Annotated in this window: 16 protein-coding genes and 2 pseudogenes; 1 reads left to right on the top strand and 17 read right to left on the bottom strand. The window is 31.4% G+C overall.

All coding sequences use genetic code 11. The annotated features are described in order from the left end of the window. The 6 genes and pseudogenes from CLVI_RS18105 to ablB all read right to left on the bottom strand — a co-directional run bounded on the left by CLVI_RS18105 (position 1) and on the right by ablB (position 9,441). Positions 1-2,084, bottom strand: a pseudogene (locus CLVI_RS18105) (chemotaxis protein CheB). Between the two features lie 145 nt (positions 2,085-2,229). Continuing rightward, a complete protein-coding gene (locus CLVI_RS05040; RefSeq protein ID WP_106059033.1) occupies positions 2,230-4,092 on the bottom strand; it encodes a sensor histidine kinase in 1,863 nt (620 codons plus the stop codon). 283 nt (positions 4,093-4,375) lie between these two features. Beyond that, positions 4,376-6,040, bottom strand: coding sequence for a ribonuclease J (locus CLVI_RS05035; protein WP_106059032.1), 1,665 nt, complete (start codon positions 6,038-6,040; stop codon positions 4,376-4,378). A gap of 44 nt (positions 6,041-6,084) precedes the next feature. Continuing rightward, positions 6,085-6,570, bottom strand: a complete 486-nt coding sequence (locus CLVI_RS05030; RefSeq protein ID WP_106059031.1) for a hypothetical protein — start codon at positions 6,568-6,570, stop codon at positions 6,085-6,087. A 322-nt stretch (positions 6,571-6,892) separates the two neighbouring features. Next, positions 6,893-8,485, bottom strand: coding sequence for a ClC family H(+)/Cl(-) exchange transporter (locus CLVI_RS05025; RefSeq protein ID WP_106059030.1), 1,593 nt, complete (start codon positions 8,483-8,485; stop codon positions 6,893-6,895). 77 nt (positions 8,486-8,562) lie between these two features. Then, positions 8,563-9,441, bottom strand: coding sequence for a putative beta-lysine N-acetyltransferase (gene ablB / locus CLVI_RS05020; RefSeq protein ID WP_106059029.1), 879 nt, complete (start codon positions 9,439-9,441; stop codon positions 8,563-8,565). A 396-nt stretch (positions 9,442-9,837) separates the two neighbouring features. On the opposite strand from ablB, the gene CLVI_RS05015 reads away from it, so the two are divergent. Continuing rightward, positions 9,838-10,455, top strand: coding sequence for a GGDEF domain-containing protein (locus tag CLVI_RS05015; RefSeq protein WP_106059028.1), 618 nt, complete (start codon positions 9,838-9,840; stop codon positions 10,453-10,455). A gap of 192 nt (positions 10,456-10,647) precedes the next feature. On the opposite strand, the gene CLVI_RS05010 is transcribed toward CLVI_RS05015, so the two are convergent. The 11 genes and pseudogenes from CLVI_RS05010 to CLVI_RS04960 form a co-directional block, all read right to left on the bottom strand. Beyond that, positions 10,648-11,112, bottom strand: coding sequence for a cytochrome b5 domain-containing protein (locus CLVI_RS05010; protein ID WP_242980561.1), 465 nt, complete (start codon positions 11,110-11,112; stop codon positions 10,648-10,650). A gap of 329 nt (positions 11,113-11,441) precedes the next feature. Then, positions 11,442-12,149, bottom strand: a complete 708-nt coding sequence (locus CLVI_RS05005; protein ID WP_423237132.1) for a ferritin-like domain-containing protein — start codon at positions 12,147-12,149, stop codon at positions 11,442-11,444. A 624-nt stretch (positions 12,150-12,773) separates the two neighbouring features. Further along, the gene (locus tag CLVI_RS05000; RefSeq protein WP_106059026.1) at positions 12,774-13,388 is read right to left on the bottom strand and encodes a DUF4878 domain-containing protein; all 615 of its coding nucleotides are present in this window, start codon (positions 13,386-13,388) and stop codon (positions 12,774-12,776) included. 453 nt (positions 13,389-13,841) lie between these two features. After that, positions 13,842-14,486: a CPBP family intramembrane glutamic endopeptidase gene (locus tag CLVI_RS04990; protein ID WP_106059024.1), complete on the bottom strand. Its 645-nt coding sequence runs from the start codon at positions 14,484-14,486 to the stop codon at positions 13,842-13,844. Positions 14,487-14,733: 247 nt separating this feature from the next. After that, the gene (locus CLVI_RS04985) at positions 14,734-15,177 is read right to left on the bottom strand and encodes a DUF4829 domain-containing protein (protein WP_106059023.1); all 444 of its coding nucleotides are present in this window, start codon (positions 15,175-15,177) and stop codon (positions 14,734-14,736) included. Between the two features lie 7 nt (positions 15,178-15,184). Next, positions 15,185-15,553: an amidase domain-containing protein gene (locus CLVI_RS04980; protein WP_278320501.1), complete on the bottom strand. Its 369-nt coding sequence runs from the start codon at positions 15,551-15,553 to the stop codon at positions 15,185-15,187. Positions 15,554-15,705: 152 nt separating this feature from the next. After that, positions 15,706-15,888 (bottom strand): annotated as a pseudogene (locus CLVI_RS18100) (hypothetical protein); the annotation flags it as partial. 663 nt (positions 15,889-16,551) lie between these two features. Then, entirely contained in the window at positions 16,552-17,142 is a 591-nt protein-coding gene (gene rbr, locus CLVI_RS04975) for a rubrerythrin (protein WP_106059021.1), read from the bottom strand. A gap of 56 nt (positions 17,143-17,198) precedes the next feature. After that, on the bottom strand, positions 17,199-17,573 hold the full coding sequence (locus CLVI_RS04970) for a desulfoferrodoxin (protein WP_106059020.1): 375 nt from the start codon (positions 17,571-17,573) through the stop codon (positions 17,199-17,201). Between the two features lie 64 nt (positions 17,574-17,637). Then, positions 17,638-17,799, bottom strand: a complete 162-nt coding sequence (gene rd / locus CLVI_RS04965) for a rubredoxin (RefSeq protein ID WP_106059019.1) — start codon at positions 17,797-17,799, stop codon at positions 17,638-17,640. 75 nt (positions 17,800-17,874) lie between these two features. Next, positions 17,875-18,699, bottom strand: coding sequence for an alpha/beta fold hydrolase (locus CLVI_RS04960; RefSeq protein WP_106059018.1), 825 nt, complete (start codon positions 18,697-18,699; stop codon positions 17,875-17,877). Positions 18,700-18,932: the final 233 nt, after the last annotated feature.

Below are 18,932 nucleotides of genomic sequence, written 5' to 3'. Positions count from 1 at the left end.
CTAATTGCTGGATTTGAATTCTTCTTGGGATATCTGCATTTCTGCACCAGTAACTTGCCACATTTGGCGTGTTTGTAGTAGTTCGCGCTCCAGCTCTTCCTCCCGCTTATTACTAACAGAGGTTTGTCCAGTTGCTTTTATTGTTTGATTTACATTAGGAATTGTCACATCGGTAAAAACAATCATTACCATACCACTTAGTGCCTCCGGCTCTTTGAGTGGATTTACTGATATTTCAACCATAAGCGGTCCACCTTCATTTATCACAATAGCATTCTTAAAAGTAACTTCCTCTTTTTGCCGAACAGCTTTGTAGAAGGTATCACTCAGTTTATAGTCTAGCCCTTTACGAGCCATGGCAAAAACATTCCAATTGACTTTACCAGCAGCCGGTTCAAGGTATTTACCAGTTCGCCCGGTAATATAAAGGATATCCCCTTTACCGTCGACTAGCACAGTGGCCGGTGAATAATATTGCAAAATCAGTTTATCAGCCAGCGATTGCAAGTTCTTCACCTCATTCGCAGGCTTGTTCACTACAGAACGAGCTGGGATAAAAGAGGTTGGTAATTCTACGGGCTCCGTCTGAATTAATGGTTGGAGTCGCTGGTAGATTCGCGATTTGAGATCAAGTGGTTTAAAAAGATTAGTGAAGTTCCCTACGGACTCCGCACTTCCCAGAAATAAAAAACCACCTTTATTAAGACTGTAGTGAAAAAGAGGAATGAGCTTTTTCTGAATCTCGGGTGTCAGATATATAAGTAGGTTCCGGCAGAGCAATATATCGATCTTTGTAAATGGCGGATCCTTAATCATGTTTTGCTGAGCAAAGATGACCATATCCCGAATTGACTTGATAACTTGATAACCCCTATCCACTTTGACGAAATACTTATTTAGGCGCTCGGTGGACATATCTTTTGCAATATTAGCCGAGAAAATCCCCTCCCGTGCTTTATCAATAGCTCCACAGTCTAGATCGGTAGCAAAAATTTGAATCGAAAAGTCTTTGAAAGGCTTTAATTGATCCAGTGCGTCTTTAAAGACAATCGCTAATGTGTAAGCCTCTTGCCAGTGGAACATCCAGATATCCAAACTCGAATAGTATCAGTAGGTGACCGATCAGCTAAGAGTTCCGGCATAACTTTGTCCTTTAGCAAATTCCATTCTGCCGACTCGCGAAAGAAACTGGTAACCCCAATTAAAAATTCATTAAATAACAATTTCAGTTCCTGAGGATTCTCTTTCAAAAAACTTACATATGTAGCTATATCATCAATTTGATGGATACCCATACACCGCTCAATCCTACGTTGTATAGTATTTTTTTTATATGAAGAAAAATCATGACCTGTATGTATTCGTAACAGTTCTATAATATTATCGAAGTAATTCATAAGTTTATCTGTATGTTCCTGATCATCCTTAACTATATATACCTTGTGTTCAAGATAGGAAATAATCTTTGACGGTAAAGTCTCTACTGTCGATATAACATCTGATAACCCTGCCTCAATGCCGCTGTTAGGCATGTCCTCAAATTTAGCAGTAGACGGTTCCTGGATAAATACTCCTCCTCCATTTTCCTTGATTTTTCTAAGTCCTAATGTACCGTCATTACCCATGCCTGAGAGGATGACGCCAATACTTCGCTCCTGCTTATCATCCGCTAGGGAAGAAAAAAAGTAATCTATAGGCAGATGTAGAGTGTGAGTCTCAACATAATCAAAAAGGTTTAGCACATTATCCTTAATAGACATATTTTTATTTGGCGGAATTACATAGACACAGTCTTGCTGCACTGATATGTTATCACGTACCTGAACAACATTCATAGTAGTAGCACTCTGAAGTAACTCAACCAAAATATCCTTACTATTCTTCTCCATGTGCTGAACGATAACAAAAGCCAATCCACTATTTTCAGGCACATTACCCAAGAAAGCTACCAGAGCCTCCAATCCTCCTGCCGAAGCCCCTATGCCAACTATTGAAAAGTCTGTTTTTACAGTATCTATTTTGGAGACATTATCCTCAGAATTTTTAGTCCTTACGATTGTGTCAAGTTTCCTATTCTCTTTCATCATAGCCCTCCATTCACAGATTGATGCACGCATTATTTTTCTTCTTATTATAACAAATTATTTGTAAACAGAATATATTAGATTTTAATTTTCTACATTATTTTTTCAGCAATCTATTTTAACTATGACATATATACGAATAATTCTAATTTAAGGAATAGATATCCGAGAACTCAATATGTATTCTCTCAATTCTTTCTTGTGATTCAGCTTCAAATACTCCACATATATCGTTCTCCTCAAGCTTTACTATTACTGGAAACACAATGATAAACTCTGTTCCTTTGCCGTATTCACTCAATACAGAAATTTCACCTCCATGTAGCTCCACAAGGGATTTTACTATGGATAATCCAATACCACTGCCCTCTTGTTTTCGTGTAAGCGACCTATCTACCTGTCTAAATCTATCAAAAATAATATCTAACTTATCATTTGGAATGCCTATGCCTGTATCTTTTATTGATATTATAATATTTTCTCCTTTATCATACATGTTTACTTTCATACTTCCACCTGGTTTTGTGAACTTTATTGAATTAGCAAGTAGATTTAATATCACTCTTTCAATCTTTTCTGGATCACAAGATATTATACACTCCTCTATATCAGTATCAAAAATCAAATCAATAGATTTAGTTCTGATATATTCGGATACTGACATAGTAACACTCTCAACAACATCGACGATATTACAGTTCTGTAGATTTAACTCAAAAAAACCAGCATCAAGTTTTGTAATATCAATCATATTATTAACGAGTCTTAATTGTCTGTAACAATTTTGTTTCATTATGTTACTATACTTTTTAAATTTTCTTTCTTTATCATTAATACCACTGCTACTTGTATAGGTATCCAAAAGCTGTAAAGCACTTAAAATTACATTTAAAGGCGTTCTCAGTTCATGAGAAAGATTACTGAAAAACTCCGTCTTTAAAGTTTCTGATAAAATTGTTTCATCTAATAATTTCTTGTTTTTTTCATTTTCTTCTTCTAAAAGCCTTTCTTTTAGAAGAAAGGAAGTATCCCTTACTAATAATAGTTTTGCTACTCTCCCATCAAAGATAAGTGGCATTGCTGATATTTCCAATAAGAGTACCGTCCCATCAGGCAGAACAACTCTATCCTCTTTTGGTATGATAGTTTTTCCTTGCATTTGAATGCTATTAACACCATTATCTATTAGCTCTTCTTCATCAACATTGAAGTAATAGCCATAATTTACAAACATTAATTCATTCAGATCTTTTACATTTAATAATTTTATTCCTGCTGAATTCGAAAAATAGAACATGCCATTATGTATTATATAAATAGAATAAGGCGAATTTTCAACCAACTGCTCATACTTCTCCTTGCTTCTAAACATATCTAATTCAGCATTCTTACTTCTAGTTATATCCACAAGAGATACTACTACTCCCTTAATTAAATTCCCAAACGTGCAGTATGGTGCGCATTTCAATAAATACCAGTTTCCATTTTTACTTTGAACTTCCTTCTCAGATGACATATGACTGTTCAATACTTCGCTTGCATTTATATTTAAGTCATCATTAATCAGATTATTGGATATGTGATGCATTGGACGCCCAATATCCTGTACTTTAAGATTTATCTCTTTAGTAATACTCGGTGTAAACTTTCTTATACAAAGGTTTTCATCAAGAAAAATAGTTCCAATATCTCCACTGTTTAAATAGTTTGTCATATCATTGTATAACTCATCCAATTCTTGATTCTTATATTGATACTGGATGTTGATTTTTAGTAATTCATCATTTACTGATTGAATTTCTTCGTTTGTACTCTGTAGTTCCTCATTGTAAACAAGATGCTCCTCATTTGATATTTGGAGGCATTCCTTGGTATACTGCAACTCATTTTCAAGTTGTCTAATTCTTTTATTTAACTTTTTTTCCAAATCAGATTCCCCTATATATTTGCTTTTATCAACATTATCATCCTTAGAATCCAAACCCATACTTGGCATTATATTTCTCATAATGCATATCTCCTTTTGTTTATTTATTGAAATAATAGATTTAATCCTATTATTAATTATTGCATTACTTTATCTGAACTTTAATAGATCTACATATCTACAAATATCCATAACTTTCTATAATTATACTATTTTTAACACTATATTTCTCCCGCAACTTTCGTCAAACTCTGCATATAGAAAACAGGACTAATAAGTGCATAACAAAAAGTACTTAACATAATCTTATTACATGTTAAGTACTTTTTTGCTTTATATTAATCCCTCGGCTTTTGAAATGTTGTTATATTTCCATGATAATTGCAAGAATAATTGGATTACGCTTTGTTTTTCTATATAAATATCGCTCTACGGATTTTTTCATATTAGATTTTAATACATACCATTCAATAATTCTATTATCTAAGCATTTATTAAGTTCGTTCCTGACAATCTCTTTTACTTCATTAATCAATTCATCTGATTCTTTCGCATATACAAACCCACGAGTTATTATATCCGGTCCTGCAATAATACTATAAGATTCCCGCTCTAAGGTAACCACTATAGTGAGCATTCCATCTTCTGCTAAAAGCTTTCTATCTCTAAGTACTATGCTTCCAACATCCCCCACACCAAGTCCATCTACAAATACAGATCCAGTATGTACCTTTCCTGTAACTTTAGCCTCCTCCTTTGTAAGTTCTAAAACCTGCCCTGTTTCCATAGTAAATATATCTTTATCCTGCATACCTAATTTTTGTGCTAATTTAGCATGATGCCTCAAATGCCTGTATTCGCCATGAACTGGCATAAAATATTTTGGATGAACTAATGCATGAATTAATTTTAATTCCTCTTGATAGGCGTGACCAGATACATGCACTTCTTCTAAATCCTCATAAATTACCTCTGCTCCCTTTTTAAATAATTCATTTATCACTCTAGATATAAGTTTCTCATTGCCTGGAATTGGAGATGCAGAAATAATATATAAATCTTCTGGCTCAATGGCAAGTTTTCTATGAGTAGCAAAAGCTATTCTAGCAAGGCCTGCCATAGGCTCTCCCTGACTTCCAGTAGTTATTATTGTAATATCTTTATTAGAGTAATTATGCATATCATCTATACCTATAATGTAATCTTCTAGTATATGAAGATATCCTAGGTCCATAGCTACTTGTGAGATGTTCTCCATACTCCGTCCACTAAAAACAATTTTTCTACCATACATTACAGAGGCATCTACTATCTGCTGTATTCTATGAATGTTTGAGGCAAAGGTGGCTACAATAACTCTTCCTTGGGCATTAGAAAATATTCTAGTTAAAGTCTTTCCTATAGCTTTTTCTGAAATTGTATGCCCTTCCCGTTCCACATTTGTGCTATCAGCCATAAGCAGCATAACGCCCTCTTTACCTAAATTTGAAATACGTTCTAGATCCATAACTAATCCATCAATGGGGGTAAAATCAATTTTGAAGTCACCAGTATGTAATATAACACCCAGTGGTGAGTGAATGGCAATAGCACAAGAATCTGCTATGCTGTGAGTAACTCTTATGAATTCAATTTTAAGATTTTGTAGTTCTATTACATCTCCAGCATTTACATTATGAAGCTCACAGTCTGAAAGCATATAGTGTTCTTTTAATTTATTTTCAATTAGCCCTAAAGTTAGCTTAGTACCATAAATAGGTAGATTCAATTGTTTTAAAATATAGGGCAATGATCCTATATGATCTTCATGTCCATGAGTTAAAAAAATTCCTTTTACTTTTTCTGCATTATTTTTTAAATAAGTTATATCTGGAATTACTAAATCTACACCATGCATTTCTTCATCAGGAAAAGCTATACCACAGTCTATAACTATGATTTCATCCTCATACTCAATAGCCGTTATATTTTTACCTATTTCTCCAAGACCTCCTAAAGGAACAACCTTTATACTTCCATTATTTTCCACTATATCCTCCCCTTCATTTACATCAATTATTAATATGATTTCTTTTATTCTTCTTTATTATTTTTTTTATATTCTTCTAAAAACATTGGTTCAATTGAAAGAAACGATTTTTCATTTTTACAAATTTCAGCCCAATCAAGAATAGCGCAAATAACAAAACTAGGCCCAAAGGCGCCTTCACCCTCCTCAACTCCATGTAATTTATTTGCAATATATCCTTCAACTGAGTTAACCATCAATTTTGCACTGCCTAGCTTGGCACCGGATTGGGCATTTCCTTTTTTTGCTTTGCCACCATTATTCATTGTCACCTCAACTGCAGCATCAAAAGCTTCCCATCCAAGTTGATCTTCTGAAGGTATCTTTGACGAGACAAGACCTTTAGCATCTTCAGCAAATCGGATATCACAACTATCACCGCTATAAAGTGTAATGATTGTTTGTCCGTCTGCATCATTGAGCTTTGCTTTTATTTTTTTTACAACTAAACTATCAGTATCTTTTATCTCTACATTTGTAATAGTAGGCATAATTTATTCATTCCTTTCAATATCATTTTTTATTGTCTTAAAATTAATCCGCTACGTTTTATTACTACTAATTTTTCATTATTTTTAGTTTTCTCTGAAACTTCAAAAATTATTCTTTTTATAGGCAATTGGAATTAGTATAGTAACTAACTCTTCATCTACCTAAACAACTTCCCAAAACTCTATATTTTATGGCGTTTTTATTAATCCGATTGTTTAATAAAGGTTATGAATTCATAATATTCTATAAAAAAAGCAAGTACGATTTTTATTAATAAAATCGCACTTGCTTCTGCTATTGAAGACAGATAAATGTAACTATTTATTGTTTATTTAATATCTCACAACTTCCTGTCATTATTGCTAAAGCATCATTTATTTTAGCTACTTTATCTTCATTAGTCAGAACAATCAAATAGTCACCTGGCAGAATAACAGTATCTCCCTTTGGGATTATTTCATCTTCTCCCCGCTTAACTGCTACTAGTAAAAAATAATTTGGCCAATTGACCTCTTTAATCTGTTTTCCATCTAAATCTGATCCCATACAAACTGCGAACTCTAATATAGACTTATTCTTCTTATTGCCAAAAGATATTTTTTCACCTTGACTATGTAAAAACTTTTCAAGTAATGATTCATAAATAGGCTTAGATGCTAAAATATCTGCAACTATATATGCAACTATAGAAACAATAGATAAAGAAAGCAAATGACTAAATGAACCTGTCATCTCAGTAATTAGAATAGTTCCAGTTATAGGTGCACGAACTACAGCTGTAAAATATCCTGCCATTGCAAGTATTATAAAATTATTAATATACATGCTATCAAAACTCACAAAATGCACAAGTACCATTCCATAAATATTTCCTACTAAAGCTCCAATCGCAAGGAGTGGAAGAAATATTCCTCCCGGTGCCCCTGATCCGTAACTAACCATAGTAAATAAAAATTTCACAAAAACTATAATCACTAAAATAGTTAAAGAAAAATTTTCTGTAACTAGTGAAACTATAAGTTCATGTCCTCCACCTAAAACTTGTGGTAATAAAATTCCAAGTAAAACTGATATTAATAAGGGTACTATTATTCTCATTTGTTTTGGGAGCCATGTTTGCTTAACATACATGTCCTGAGTTTTTAAAATAAGTTTATTAAACAACACACCTAAAATTCCTAGAATAACACCTAATAAAATTATATAAAAATAGAACTTAAGAGGCAATATAGATATGTTCTTAAAATTAAAAACTGGTTTTAGCCCAAAAAATCCGCTAGCTACAAAATCAGCTGATAATGCGGCTGATAATGCTGAAAGTAAAACTAATGGTGAAAAATTTTTATGAACTTCCTCTAATGCAAACATTACTGCGGCTAAAGGTGCACTAAAAGCAGCGGATAACCCTGCACTGGCTCCACTTGTAATAAGATATTTTTCTTCTATTTTTATTCTTTTAAATACCTTACTAAACCCCTGTCCCACGGCTGCACCTAATTGAACCGATGGCCCTTCACGTCCTAAAGAAAGACCTGACCCTATTGTAAGAACTCCTCCGATAAATTTACCTAGTATAACTTTCCACCATGTCATATCAATTTTTCTAAGTAAAACTCCTTCAACTTGTGGTATCCCACTTCCACTAATCATTGGGTCGCGTTTAACCATTACTCCTACAATGTATCCTATAATTATTAATGCTCCAATCCAGGGTAAAATAAGCATAGAATTTATAGATATAGCTTTATACACATCAATTAAAAGAACTCCCGCCTTTTCAAGTGCAAAACGATATAACACAACTAATAAACCAGTAATAAGCCCTATCCCAATCCCTTCAAATACAAGCTTTAATTTAAAGCTATGCCAATGGAATAATGTGTTATGGGTATTATGTTTGTTTGTTTCTTCCATTTCTATTCCTCCATTATTACTACAAAACTAATCATTTTACTCACTATTAAATGATTCCAAACGACTGTAGATAATCTCTATTTAAACCTATGATATAAGGTATTATTGATATTTTTCACCCAAATATTCATATCTTCAAATGTACTACATATATTACAATTATTTATTAGCCTACCTGTAAATTCATAATTATGTTTACTTAACACAATATTAATACTTGGATTCATTGCCCTAGATAGACTATATAAAGTAATGAACCCCATATTTTTAAGGTCTAATTCTAAAGAATAAATACTATTTGCTAGTACGCCTTTACATCTATAACACGAATAAGTGGCACAGTCAGTTATTTCTGCATTTAAGTTTTCTTTATCCATATTTGCTGAAACTACACCAATTATTTTTTTATTATAGACAGCAACTTTATATAAAATTTCCCCCTCCATTGTTTGCTTTAAATATTCTTCATCATAAACTGGAGATGGATACGTTGTAAATACGGTAGAAAATAGTGCTATCATTTCCTTTATATCACTTTCAACTGCATTCCTTATACTGTATGTGAATTTATTACCACTATATATAAAAGTATCTCTTACATCCAAGCACTGTTTTACTATTAACTCTTTCTTAGAAAAATCCTTACAAGCTTTTCTATCACTACTAATAAAATAAGACATACAAAGTGCATCTTTGCCTCTAAAATAACCATTGATTTTTCCTTCTAAATCAAATCCTGCATGAATAAAAATTTCAGAAGATTCAATATCACAATTACAAATAATTTTACTTAAATGTTGTTTTGATGAAAAGCGAATAATTCTTTTTAAATTTTGAACTGATATATTATTAAAATCAATTATTTTTACACATTTATTAGCATAGTCCATATATATCTTAGTTCGATCTATTTTAGTATAATAATTATTAATTAAGGTACAGCTATCTGCTCTCATTAAATTGTCCCCTCCTTTTTATTCTAACATTAACTTTCATTCTTAATATTATCTCTGCATTTCTTGAATTCTAATTAACCCACCTAAATCTATATTTTTTATTACTAGCAAAACTCTATATTACTAAAATAAGTCTTAATAAGCTGTAGAGAAGTCTCTACAGCTTATTAATCCTTATTATTTATATATACACTAAAAAAGCATCCTAATTAGCATGCAAAAAACTTATCTTCAACTGTAACCATACCATTTAGACATATATATGTCAATGTATATATCTACACATATATACGTTAACGTATATATTGACACGTATATATGTTGATGTTAGTATAAATATTATTAACAATTATACGCATTAGTTATAAAATCAATAAGTATATATGGAGGTTATTTATGGATAACATACTTTCGTCAAAAGAAGATTTGATATCTAAAACTAAAGAACTGATATCAAAAAATGAAGGACCATTCAGTGTTGTAGTTGCTGATATTGATAACTTTAAAAATTTAAACAACTTATATAGTAATTCTATTGGCGATGAAGTGATAAACAAACTTATTTCAATTTTAACCAATAATTTGTCTTCAACAGATGTTATTAGTAGAACTGGTGATGAATTTAATATATTACTTGTAAAAAAAGGTGCTGAAAGAAGCTTTATGGAATTAGAAGAAATAAGAAGATATTTATCAGATAATACCTTTAGCCTAAGTGATAATCAAGCAGATAATATATGCTTTACGCTAAGCTTCGGAGTAGCAAGTTATCCTAGGGATGCTAAGAATGTAGTTGAACTTTTTAGAGTAGCAGATAGTGCTCTGTTTCGAGCAAAGGAATTAGGGAAAAACAGGGTATGTCTTTCTGAAGCAGAAAGTATGGTTTTAAAATCCAACTATTTTACTAAAACTCAGCTTGATAGACTTTCTAGACTATCCAAGGCAAATGATAGAACTGAAGCATTTCTTCTCAGAGAAGCTCTTGATGATTTATTTAAAAAGTATAGTAGATAAAAAAGAATCTACTTTAAGTTTATTACTCACAAAAAAAACTGCATAAGCATTCTTGTTGAATGTGCCCAACTGTCTTCATCACTTATGTCAATGAATGCATAAAGATGGCTAATCCACAATGAACAGTCAGTACTAAAATAAAGTTACTGGCTGTTCTAACTTTATCATAATTGATTTTCCTTAATTATAACCTCAAGTCATCTTGCTCTTTTCTAACAACTGAGATATACCAGTATCCTCCCATTCCTCTATCTGATTAATGGCTTCTTGAAAAGTTTCTCCCTGACCTACAAGTACACCTACCAAAATAAATTTCTGAAACAAGTGTTCCAGATTAATTCCACCATTAGCTTCTTCTAATGCACTATTAACTAATGGAGTAATATATCTAACCCAATCATCAGGACTGAAATTATATGTCTCTTCTACTCTACTTATAGTTGCATTCATAATATTATTATTTTTTGCAAGTATCCCAACCTTAGGTACACTATTAAGAATTTTAATCATTCCATGACAAGAATTAAATTGCTCTGTTAAATCTTTTCCAGCTGTAAGACCAAAATGTGTTCCTCCTACCCAAGTTGATTCTTTGCTCAAATCATAAACTATACCTTCTATTGCTACATAAGCAGGTTTTCCGTTACTTCCATACATACTGTGATAGTTCCTCTAAAGTAAATTCTTTTTGTTCTCTATAATAATTATCTCCTATAAGTTCATTAATAGTTTTGAAATCAAAATAAATGGACATAAATACCTCTTAAATATTTCTATCTATAAATTATATGATTATAGTAGTGCAAAATGTTCTTGTAATTACTCCCCAAGTAGTCCCTACACACATGCAATATAACAAAAAAAGAGAGGATAAGCCATTGTTCAGCTTTCTCTCTTTTTATTAATTCCAACTATCTTTTTATTTTAATATTTCTTTAACTTCTTTTACTTAAAAATCAAGAAATTGACAACTATTAAATATAGTCTTAATACTTAAAGTACCTACTCATCTTACTCTTTGCCAACAACTGTGAAGTCCCTGTTTTCTCCCATTCTTCAACTTGTTCAATAGCCTCTTGAGGATTCTTTCCTAATCCAACAAGTACACCTGATAGGATAAATTCTTGATATAAGTGTTCAGGATTAATACCTTCCTTAGCCTCTGCTAAGGCACGATTAACTAATGGTGTAATGTACTTAACCCAATCATCTGGAGTAAATTTGGATGTATCCTGCCGCGCTGCACTTCTATTCATAGATGAATTATTCATATTACTGTTTAATGTAAACAGATAATTATATTTTGAAGCATGTTTTAGTTCATCTGTAATTATATTAAATAATATATCTCTATATGGTCCCCTAGGGAGTCTTCTTCTAATAATTCTATATTTTTCTACTGCTCTTAATTCTCCAAATAAAGCCTTTTTAATACCATCTAGATATGATTCAGGTCTTTCAAAAGTTTCTTCACCACCTATTGGAACTTCCATGCCTGCAAAATCTTCATAAATCATTCTAAATAATTGGTTGTGTCTCTGTTCATCATCTCTGATAGAACCTATTATTTCTTTTTCTTCACTAGTCGGGGCTTCACTAATAAGATAATCATAAAATAATTCATCTTCTCTTTCCCCCTGAACTGCTTGTTTTACTTCTTTAAGTGCCTGTTGTGACTGTTTTTTATTAGTCATTTGATTATTATATTGTTCCATAAATACTATTGATTCTCCTAAAAATAATTAACTCACTTATATTGTATTAATTCCATGTATTTATGTGCTTTTTTCTCTTTACATAATAATCCTAAAAACATATATATTAAATTAGCCTTGAATTCCTAATAGTTGACTTCCCTATACCATTCAGTAAAAATTCTATTTAACGTAAATGATACATCAGTTTCACTCATAAACTCATTAACTCCTCCTATTGACGTATAAATTCATTACTAATGAATATATATTCTATTTACTGTCTATAATTAAAACATATTCATTTACACCAATGAATTTCTCAATAAAATAAGTATTATCATTAACAATTTTTAATGATAATACTTATTTTTTATTTATCTTCGATTATTTCTGCAATTATTCTAATAAATGCATATATATACGATGAAATAAGATAAAAGAGGTGTAATACAATGGCTATTAATAAAGTTAGTCCAAGCTTAATTGCAAAAGTATCACTAGCTTGACATTTCCCTCCTACTGGAACATTTTTTGGACTTCTATTTTTATCATATACTAGATAAGTTCCAAGTACATTTCCTTAATCATCTACTATGGCTACTTTAATGTCATCTGTTTAATTTAACTAATGCTATTTTCTTCACTTTGTGTTTGTGAATTAAAAGCAGAATTATCTATATTAATTAATACTTCTGTTAATGCATCATCCTTATTTATTTTCCAGTCACCTTCTGTTTTAGTTAATGAAATATCTCCTGTTCTCTCAGTATATTTAACATTATCTAGACATTCTAATAACATACTATCATATAGTTTATTATTTTCCTCGTCAGTTGCTTTCTTATCTGAAAACGCTTGTGCGAAAGCATTTGTAAACGCCTTTTGAATATAATCTGTCATTACTGCAGCCATATCTGGCCCATTAATTTTTACATTTACAGTCGCAGAATCGCCATCTATTTTTTCAGAATTTATAGTATACGTTAAATCTTGTATAGAGTTACTTAATTTTTTAGTTGTTTCATCTGAAATTTCTTGTTTTTGTGTTTCTTCTTTATTTTCTGCTTTATCTAAGGTTTGATTTAGTAAATCAGAAAATTCCCCACTTTCACCTTTTTTTACTTCTTCTAAATAGTCTTCTACCGTATTGGATGGAGATTTAGTTCCACATCCATATACTCCCCCTACTAATGTAAAAAATAGCATAATTAAGACTACTCTTTTTAATTGCTTCATTATTGTTTCCCCCTTAATTTTTCATTCCCAATTATTCTACCATATAATGAAATTTGTGACAAAAATCATTTCGTTTTTAGTGTACATATAAAGATATCACTAAATATTTACTATCTCAGCGCCACCATAAACAAAAATATTGGCGAAATTATGAATTCCAGCATTAGTACAATACATCACTTTGCCGGAAGTGGATCCACCGAATAAAAATTGATGTCCGTTACCTGCTGTGTTGTCTGTGTTAAGCTTGTCTCTCGACTTGAATATTCCAGATAGAATTTTCATAGGAATCACGCTCCCTTCTAAAAATAGTCATAAGAAAAGCACCTACCATTTGATAGATGCTCTATGTTATTTCCTTTATTATTTATTAAATTCTGTTTCTAAAGAGTGTACTATTTTATCCAAGTCATACTCCTCTATCTCAGATACTAATAAATAGCTTCTTTTATTTTATAGGAGAAAATATCCTAAAAATATTACAAATGCATCTGTTAATCCGTGAGCTATTGCTAATGAAATCAATCCACAATTTTTAATTTTCAATGTACATAATGACATAAATACTCCAAAGAAGATTGCAGTAATAACTTGTACTATATCATGATTGGTTGGATAATGAAATAATCCAAATAAAATTGAAGAAATTGCAATTCCCCACACTTTAGAATTGAATATTTCATTTAATCTTTTAAAAAAATATCCCCTAAATACAAGTTCCTCACCAAATCCAACACAAAAGATGTCAAAGAATATAAAAAATATTAATACGCCAAGATTTTTAGGTTTGAAATTAAGAACCTCTTGAATACTAACTCCTGCTAGTAATGGAGCTATAGTAAATAAACTTAAAACTAAAAAAATTCCAATGCCAATACCAATTTGTTTTATTAAGTTATTAGAATATAATCCTACACTATTCAGCTTTTTGCCTTCATACTTCTTTACTACAAATACAATAACAAACATTAGAGTTAAATAATATATTATTGGCATTGTCATTCCTGAGAATTTAGGGAATGCAACTCCTGCTATAAATGCAATCATAAATATAATTATTGTAACAATAATAACTCCTATAGATTTTTTCTTAACCATTTTATTTTTCTCCCCTATTTAAAATTTGTAGATTTATTGTGTGAAGGCATGGTAAGCACTTTAGATGCTTGTCCTGCCTTCCCTTTTTTAGCCTGTCCCAGGAGAAAAACACCAATTTAAGGGTTCTTCTACTTTGATATGGTTTAGTTTCTAAATAATTAGAATTATCTTTATTTTACTATTCACTTTCCTCTACTGTAAAATCATTACTATCTTGTATCTCTCCACAATTATCACATACTAAAAGTCATACTCCAATATCATCGATTAACCAAGGACTTCTATTCCCTTTTTTTATTAAGATAATATCTTTCCATAACTTTTCACTATTAGTATCAATTGTATTACTTACTTCTTCATAAATGACTTTATATGCTTTAACATTATCTTTACTGATTCCATTTATAGAACCCCTTCCATATTCCATATAACCATCTTTTAATTTAAAATCTTCTTCTATACTATAAATCTCTATATTTACTGAATCATCAAATATTAATACTCCACCGGATAATCTATTAGACCATGTAGATTTTAACTTTATCAGATTTTTTGAATTATATGCATCACAATTTTTTTCTATTACTTCCTTAGGCGTTAAGTTCACTTTTTTATAATAGCTATAACTAAATATAGTAATTATTGCAATAATCACCACCAAAACTATAGCTTTAATTTTAATATGTCTCATATTCACCTCACCAAAATTTAATAACCCTATTATCTGTATAATTACCACTCATTATAGGCTGCCATGTTGGCCAATCATACCTATTCTTACTATGTGCACTATAATACATTCCCGTAGAATCCAACTTTGTTAAAATGGCAGAATGAGTCCAATCTTTTTTACCATTACTGAAAAACTGAATAATATCACCTAATTTAGAACGCTTACATCCACTACCATCATCAGACGCATATCCATTACTAATCATATCATCATAAAAATCTTTTACAACTAGCCAAGTTCTCATTTCTGGTTGCCATTTTCCATGATATTTTATCTCTTCCGCAAATGCACATTGAGATACAAAATTTGTATTATCATCTTCTTGAATTTTAATTTTTTTGTATCTAATCCTAATATAAAGACCAGCAATTAATAATTTGCTGGTCTTGTCTGCTTGTAATATATATACCTACTTATCAACCTTTATCTTTAAATATTGTTTCTGTTCATGCTTCCATATATAAAATGCCTCATCTTCTTCTATATTCACCCTATCATATTTACCCTAATTCCATTATATTCCCTTTGTTCTGCTATTGGCTCTAAACTCTTTATTCCAAATTTTATAAAGTCATCTTCCTTTGAAATCAATGCTATTTCCGAAATGATTTCTTTGATATTTTCAATATCATTAGATTGATTTTTAAGTAAATAATCCGCATCTATTGAAGGTCTACTTTTAAATTCGCTAAGACTATATAAGAAGCCCTTCTTTTAACATTAAATTTTCAGAAACCCTTGATTTTCCAATACGCCTTAAAAACTCTTCTTGGCAAAAAAAAATTAATAAAAGTTTATTATATTCTTTATATATTATCAATAATTTTCTCTAATCTATCCCCTCTAGGATTTTTGCTTACATAGTTTGCTAGTTCTTTGAAATCCTACTTAATTAATTATGACCTCATCTAAATTAAAATAAATTAACACTCTACAATTACGAATCATACAATAAATCACTTTGCTAGTGATAAATTTAAGCTTTCCTATAAACTTTATGTACAGTTAGAAGAGATTGGTGTATTTTGATAAGAATTGAGAGTTAGGGTTAATCCCCTATCTCTTATTCTATATATCTTAATATTTATACATATAAACTAATGTTTCTATTATAGATATATATCTTGTGCATCAATATTAACCTATAAATTCTTAGAAATTCTAAAATCAGTACCTCCAGTGTTTCTGTGCAAGAAAAAATCGCAGACTATTTTAGTCTACGACTTTTTGAAGATACTATTAGGACACTTTTTCAGTGGCCTCCTAAAATACCCTGTGTTAATTATTTAGTAAATCTGTTTGCCTATCAGTAGATGCTTTTTTATTACATTTTTAATAATTTTCTGTAAATATCTCAAAATAGCCTTTAGGGTGATCACATGCTGGACAAACTTCTGGCACATATTTACCTTCAAATATAAATCCACAATTACTGCACTTCCACAGAGTTGTTTCATTTTTAATAAACACAGTACCATCCTCAATGTTTTTGGCTAGCTTTCTATATCTAATCTCATGTCTTTTCTCAACCTCAGAAATTTTTCTATATACATTTGCAATATCAATAAAACCTTCATCTTCTGCCACCTCTGCAAAATTAGGATATAAAGTCGTCCACTCTTCATTCTCACCAGCAGCTCCTGCTAATAGGTTTTCCTTAGTAGCTCCTAGGTAAATAGGATAACCAGCCTCTTTAATAACAATTGGGTCTCCATTTAAATCACTGTCAGTTAAAAATTTAAAGAATCTTTCTGCATGTTCTTTTTCATTACCTGCTGTTTCAGTAAATATGTTTCCCATTTGGATGTATCCTTCTTTTTTAGCTACTGAAGCATAATATGTATACCTATTTCTTGCTTGAGATTCTCCTGCAAATGATTTTAAAAGATTTTCGGAAGTTTTTGTTCCTTTTAAACATCTCAATTTTTAGCCTCCTCATAAACTTTATATCTATATTTAATCAAATTAAATAGAATATTCTATGCTTGCCATAATCCGTGAACATTACAATATTCTCGTACACTTAAAACTTCTTCTTCTACAAGAAACTTAGCCTCAGGTTTTTCTCCAGGACTTAGATGTTTTCTGTATATTTTATTTGCAGTTTGAATTTCTATCCATTCAATGTAATGAGCTTCAAGCATTGGGTGTTCAATTGCACCAACTTTAACAAGAACTCCGCCTTTAACTTTTTCAACAACGGGCACATGTTTTTCTTTTGCTGCATCCACAGTGTTTTCAACTTGTAATTTCATTGGTTGTCCACAACAAACTAAAATCCCAACACTTTCATGTATAACCTCAATTATATTACCGCAAATTTCACATTTATAGATTTCTTTAAGTTTAGTCATAATTATACCTCCCAAATTTTTTTGCTTCATTATTAAATATTAATTTTATTATTTATAAGAAACTTTATTGCTTCTTATTAAACTCTGATTTTGTAACTCCACATACGGGGCAAACCCAATCTTCCAGAATATCCTCAAACTTAGTACCTGGTGCTATGTTTCCATCTGGATCTCCTATTGCTGGATCATACTCGTAACCGCATACTGAACAAACATAAATATCCATAAAAACATCTCCTTTAAATTTATTTAATATTCGAAACGACTTAATAGTATTTATACCACTACCCTAAAATCTATCTTACAGCTTAATGAATGATAGTAAATCTTCATTAAGCTGGTCTTTATGAGTGTACGCTACGCCATGGGGTGCGCCCTTATAAATCTTTAGGGTTGCGTTCTTTATTAGCTTTGATGAGCTAAGAGCCGCAGCACCTATCGGCACAATTTGGTCGTCGTCACCGTGAATGATAAGTACTGGTATGTCAAATTTTTTAAGATCTTCTGTGAAGTCTGTTTCTGAGAACGCCTTAATGCAATCAAATGTATTTTTACTACCTGCTTGCATCCCCTGAAGCCAAAACGAATCCATCATACCGTGTGATACCTTGGAATCGGGCCTATTGGCTCCGAAGAATGGGCCACTAGCAAGATCTTTGTAGAACTGGGAACGGTCTGCGAGGGAACCAGCACGGATCCCATCGAATACATCAATAGTTAAACCAAGTGGATTAGCTACTGTTTTTATCATAAGTGGTGGAACAGCTGATATAAGAGCAGCCTTAGCCACACGACTTGTTCCATGTCTACCTATATAGCGGGCTACTTCACCACCACCGGCAGAGAACCCAACTAAAATAACATTCTTTAGGTCTAGGGTTTCGATTAGCTCAGAAAGGTCATCGGAATAAGTATCCATATCGTTACCGTTAAAGGGTTGGCTTGATCTTCCATGACCACGACGGTCGTGGGCAATACAGCGATAGCCATTTGAGGCTAAGAACAACATTTGAGATTCCCAACTATCAGAATTTAGTGGCCAACCGTGACTAAATACAACAGGCTGTCCTGTACCCCAGTCTTTGTAATAAATTTGAGTACCATCTTTCATAGTAATAATGTTCATTGTTTTACCGCCTCCTAAATTTATAATTAACTAAATTTTAAAAAGATTCGGAATGTTTTCTATACCATAACACTTGAACAACTATAACTCAACATATTGTGACAAATAATTTTATATTGTTGACCTGTTATCAAGAAAAACATACCAATATATGGTATGTGAATTTATTCGTCATTTATACTTACACATTGGATAGCCTCTTGGTTAAAATAGATGAAGGATTTATTGCTATA

Source organism: Clostridium vincentii (assembly GCF_002995745.1).
Classification (GTDB): domain Bacteria; phylum Bacillota; class Clostridia; order Clostridiales; family Clostridiaceae; genus Clostridium; species Clostridium vincentii.
Note: the sequence above shows the minus strand (reverse complement) of the source record. Positions and strands in the feature narration are given on the sequence as shown.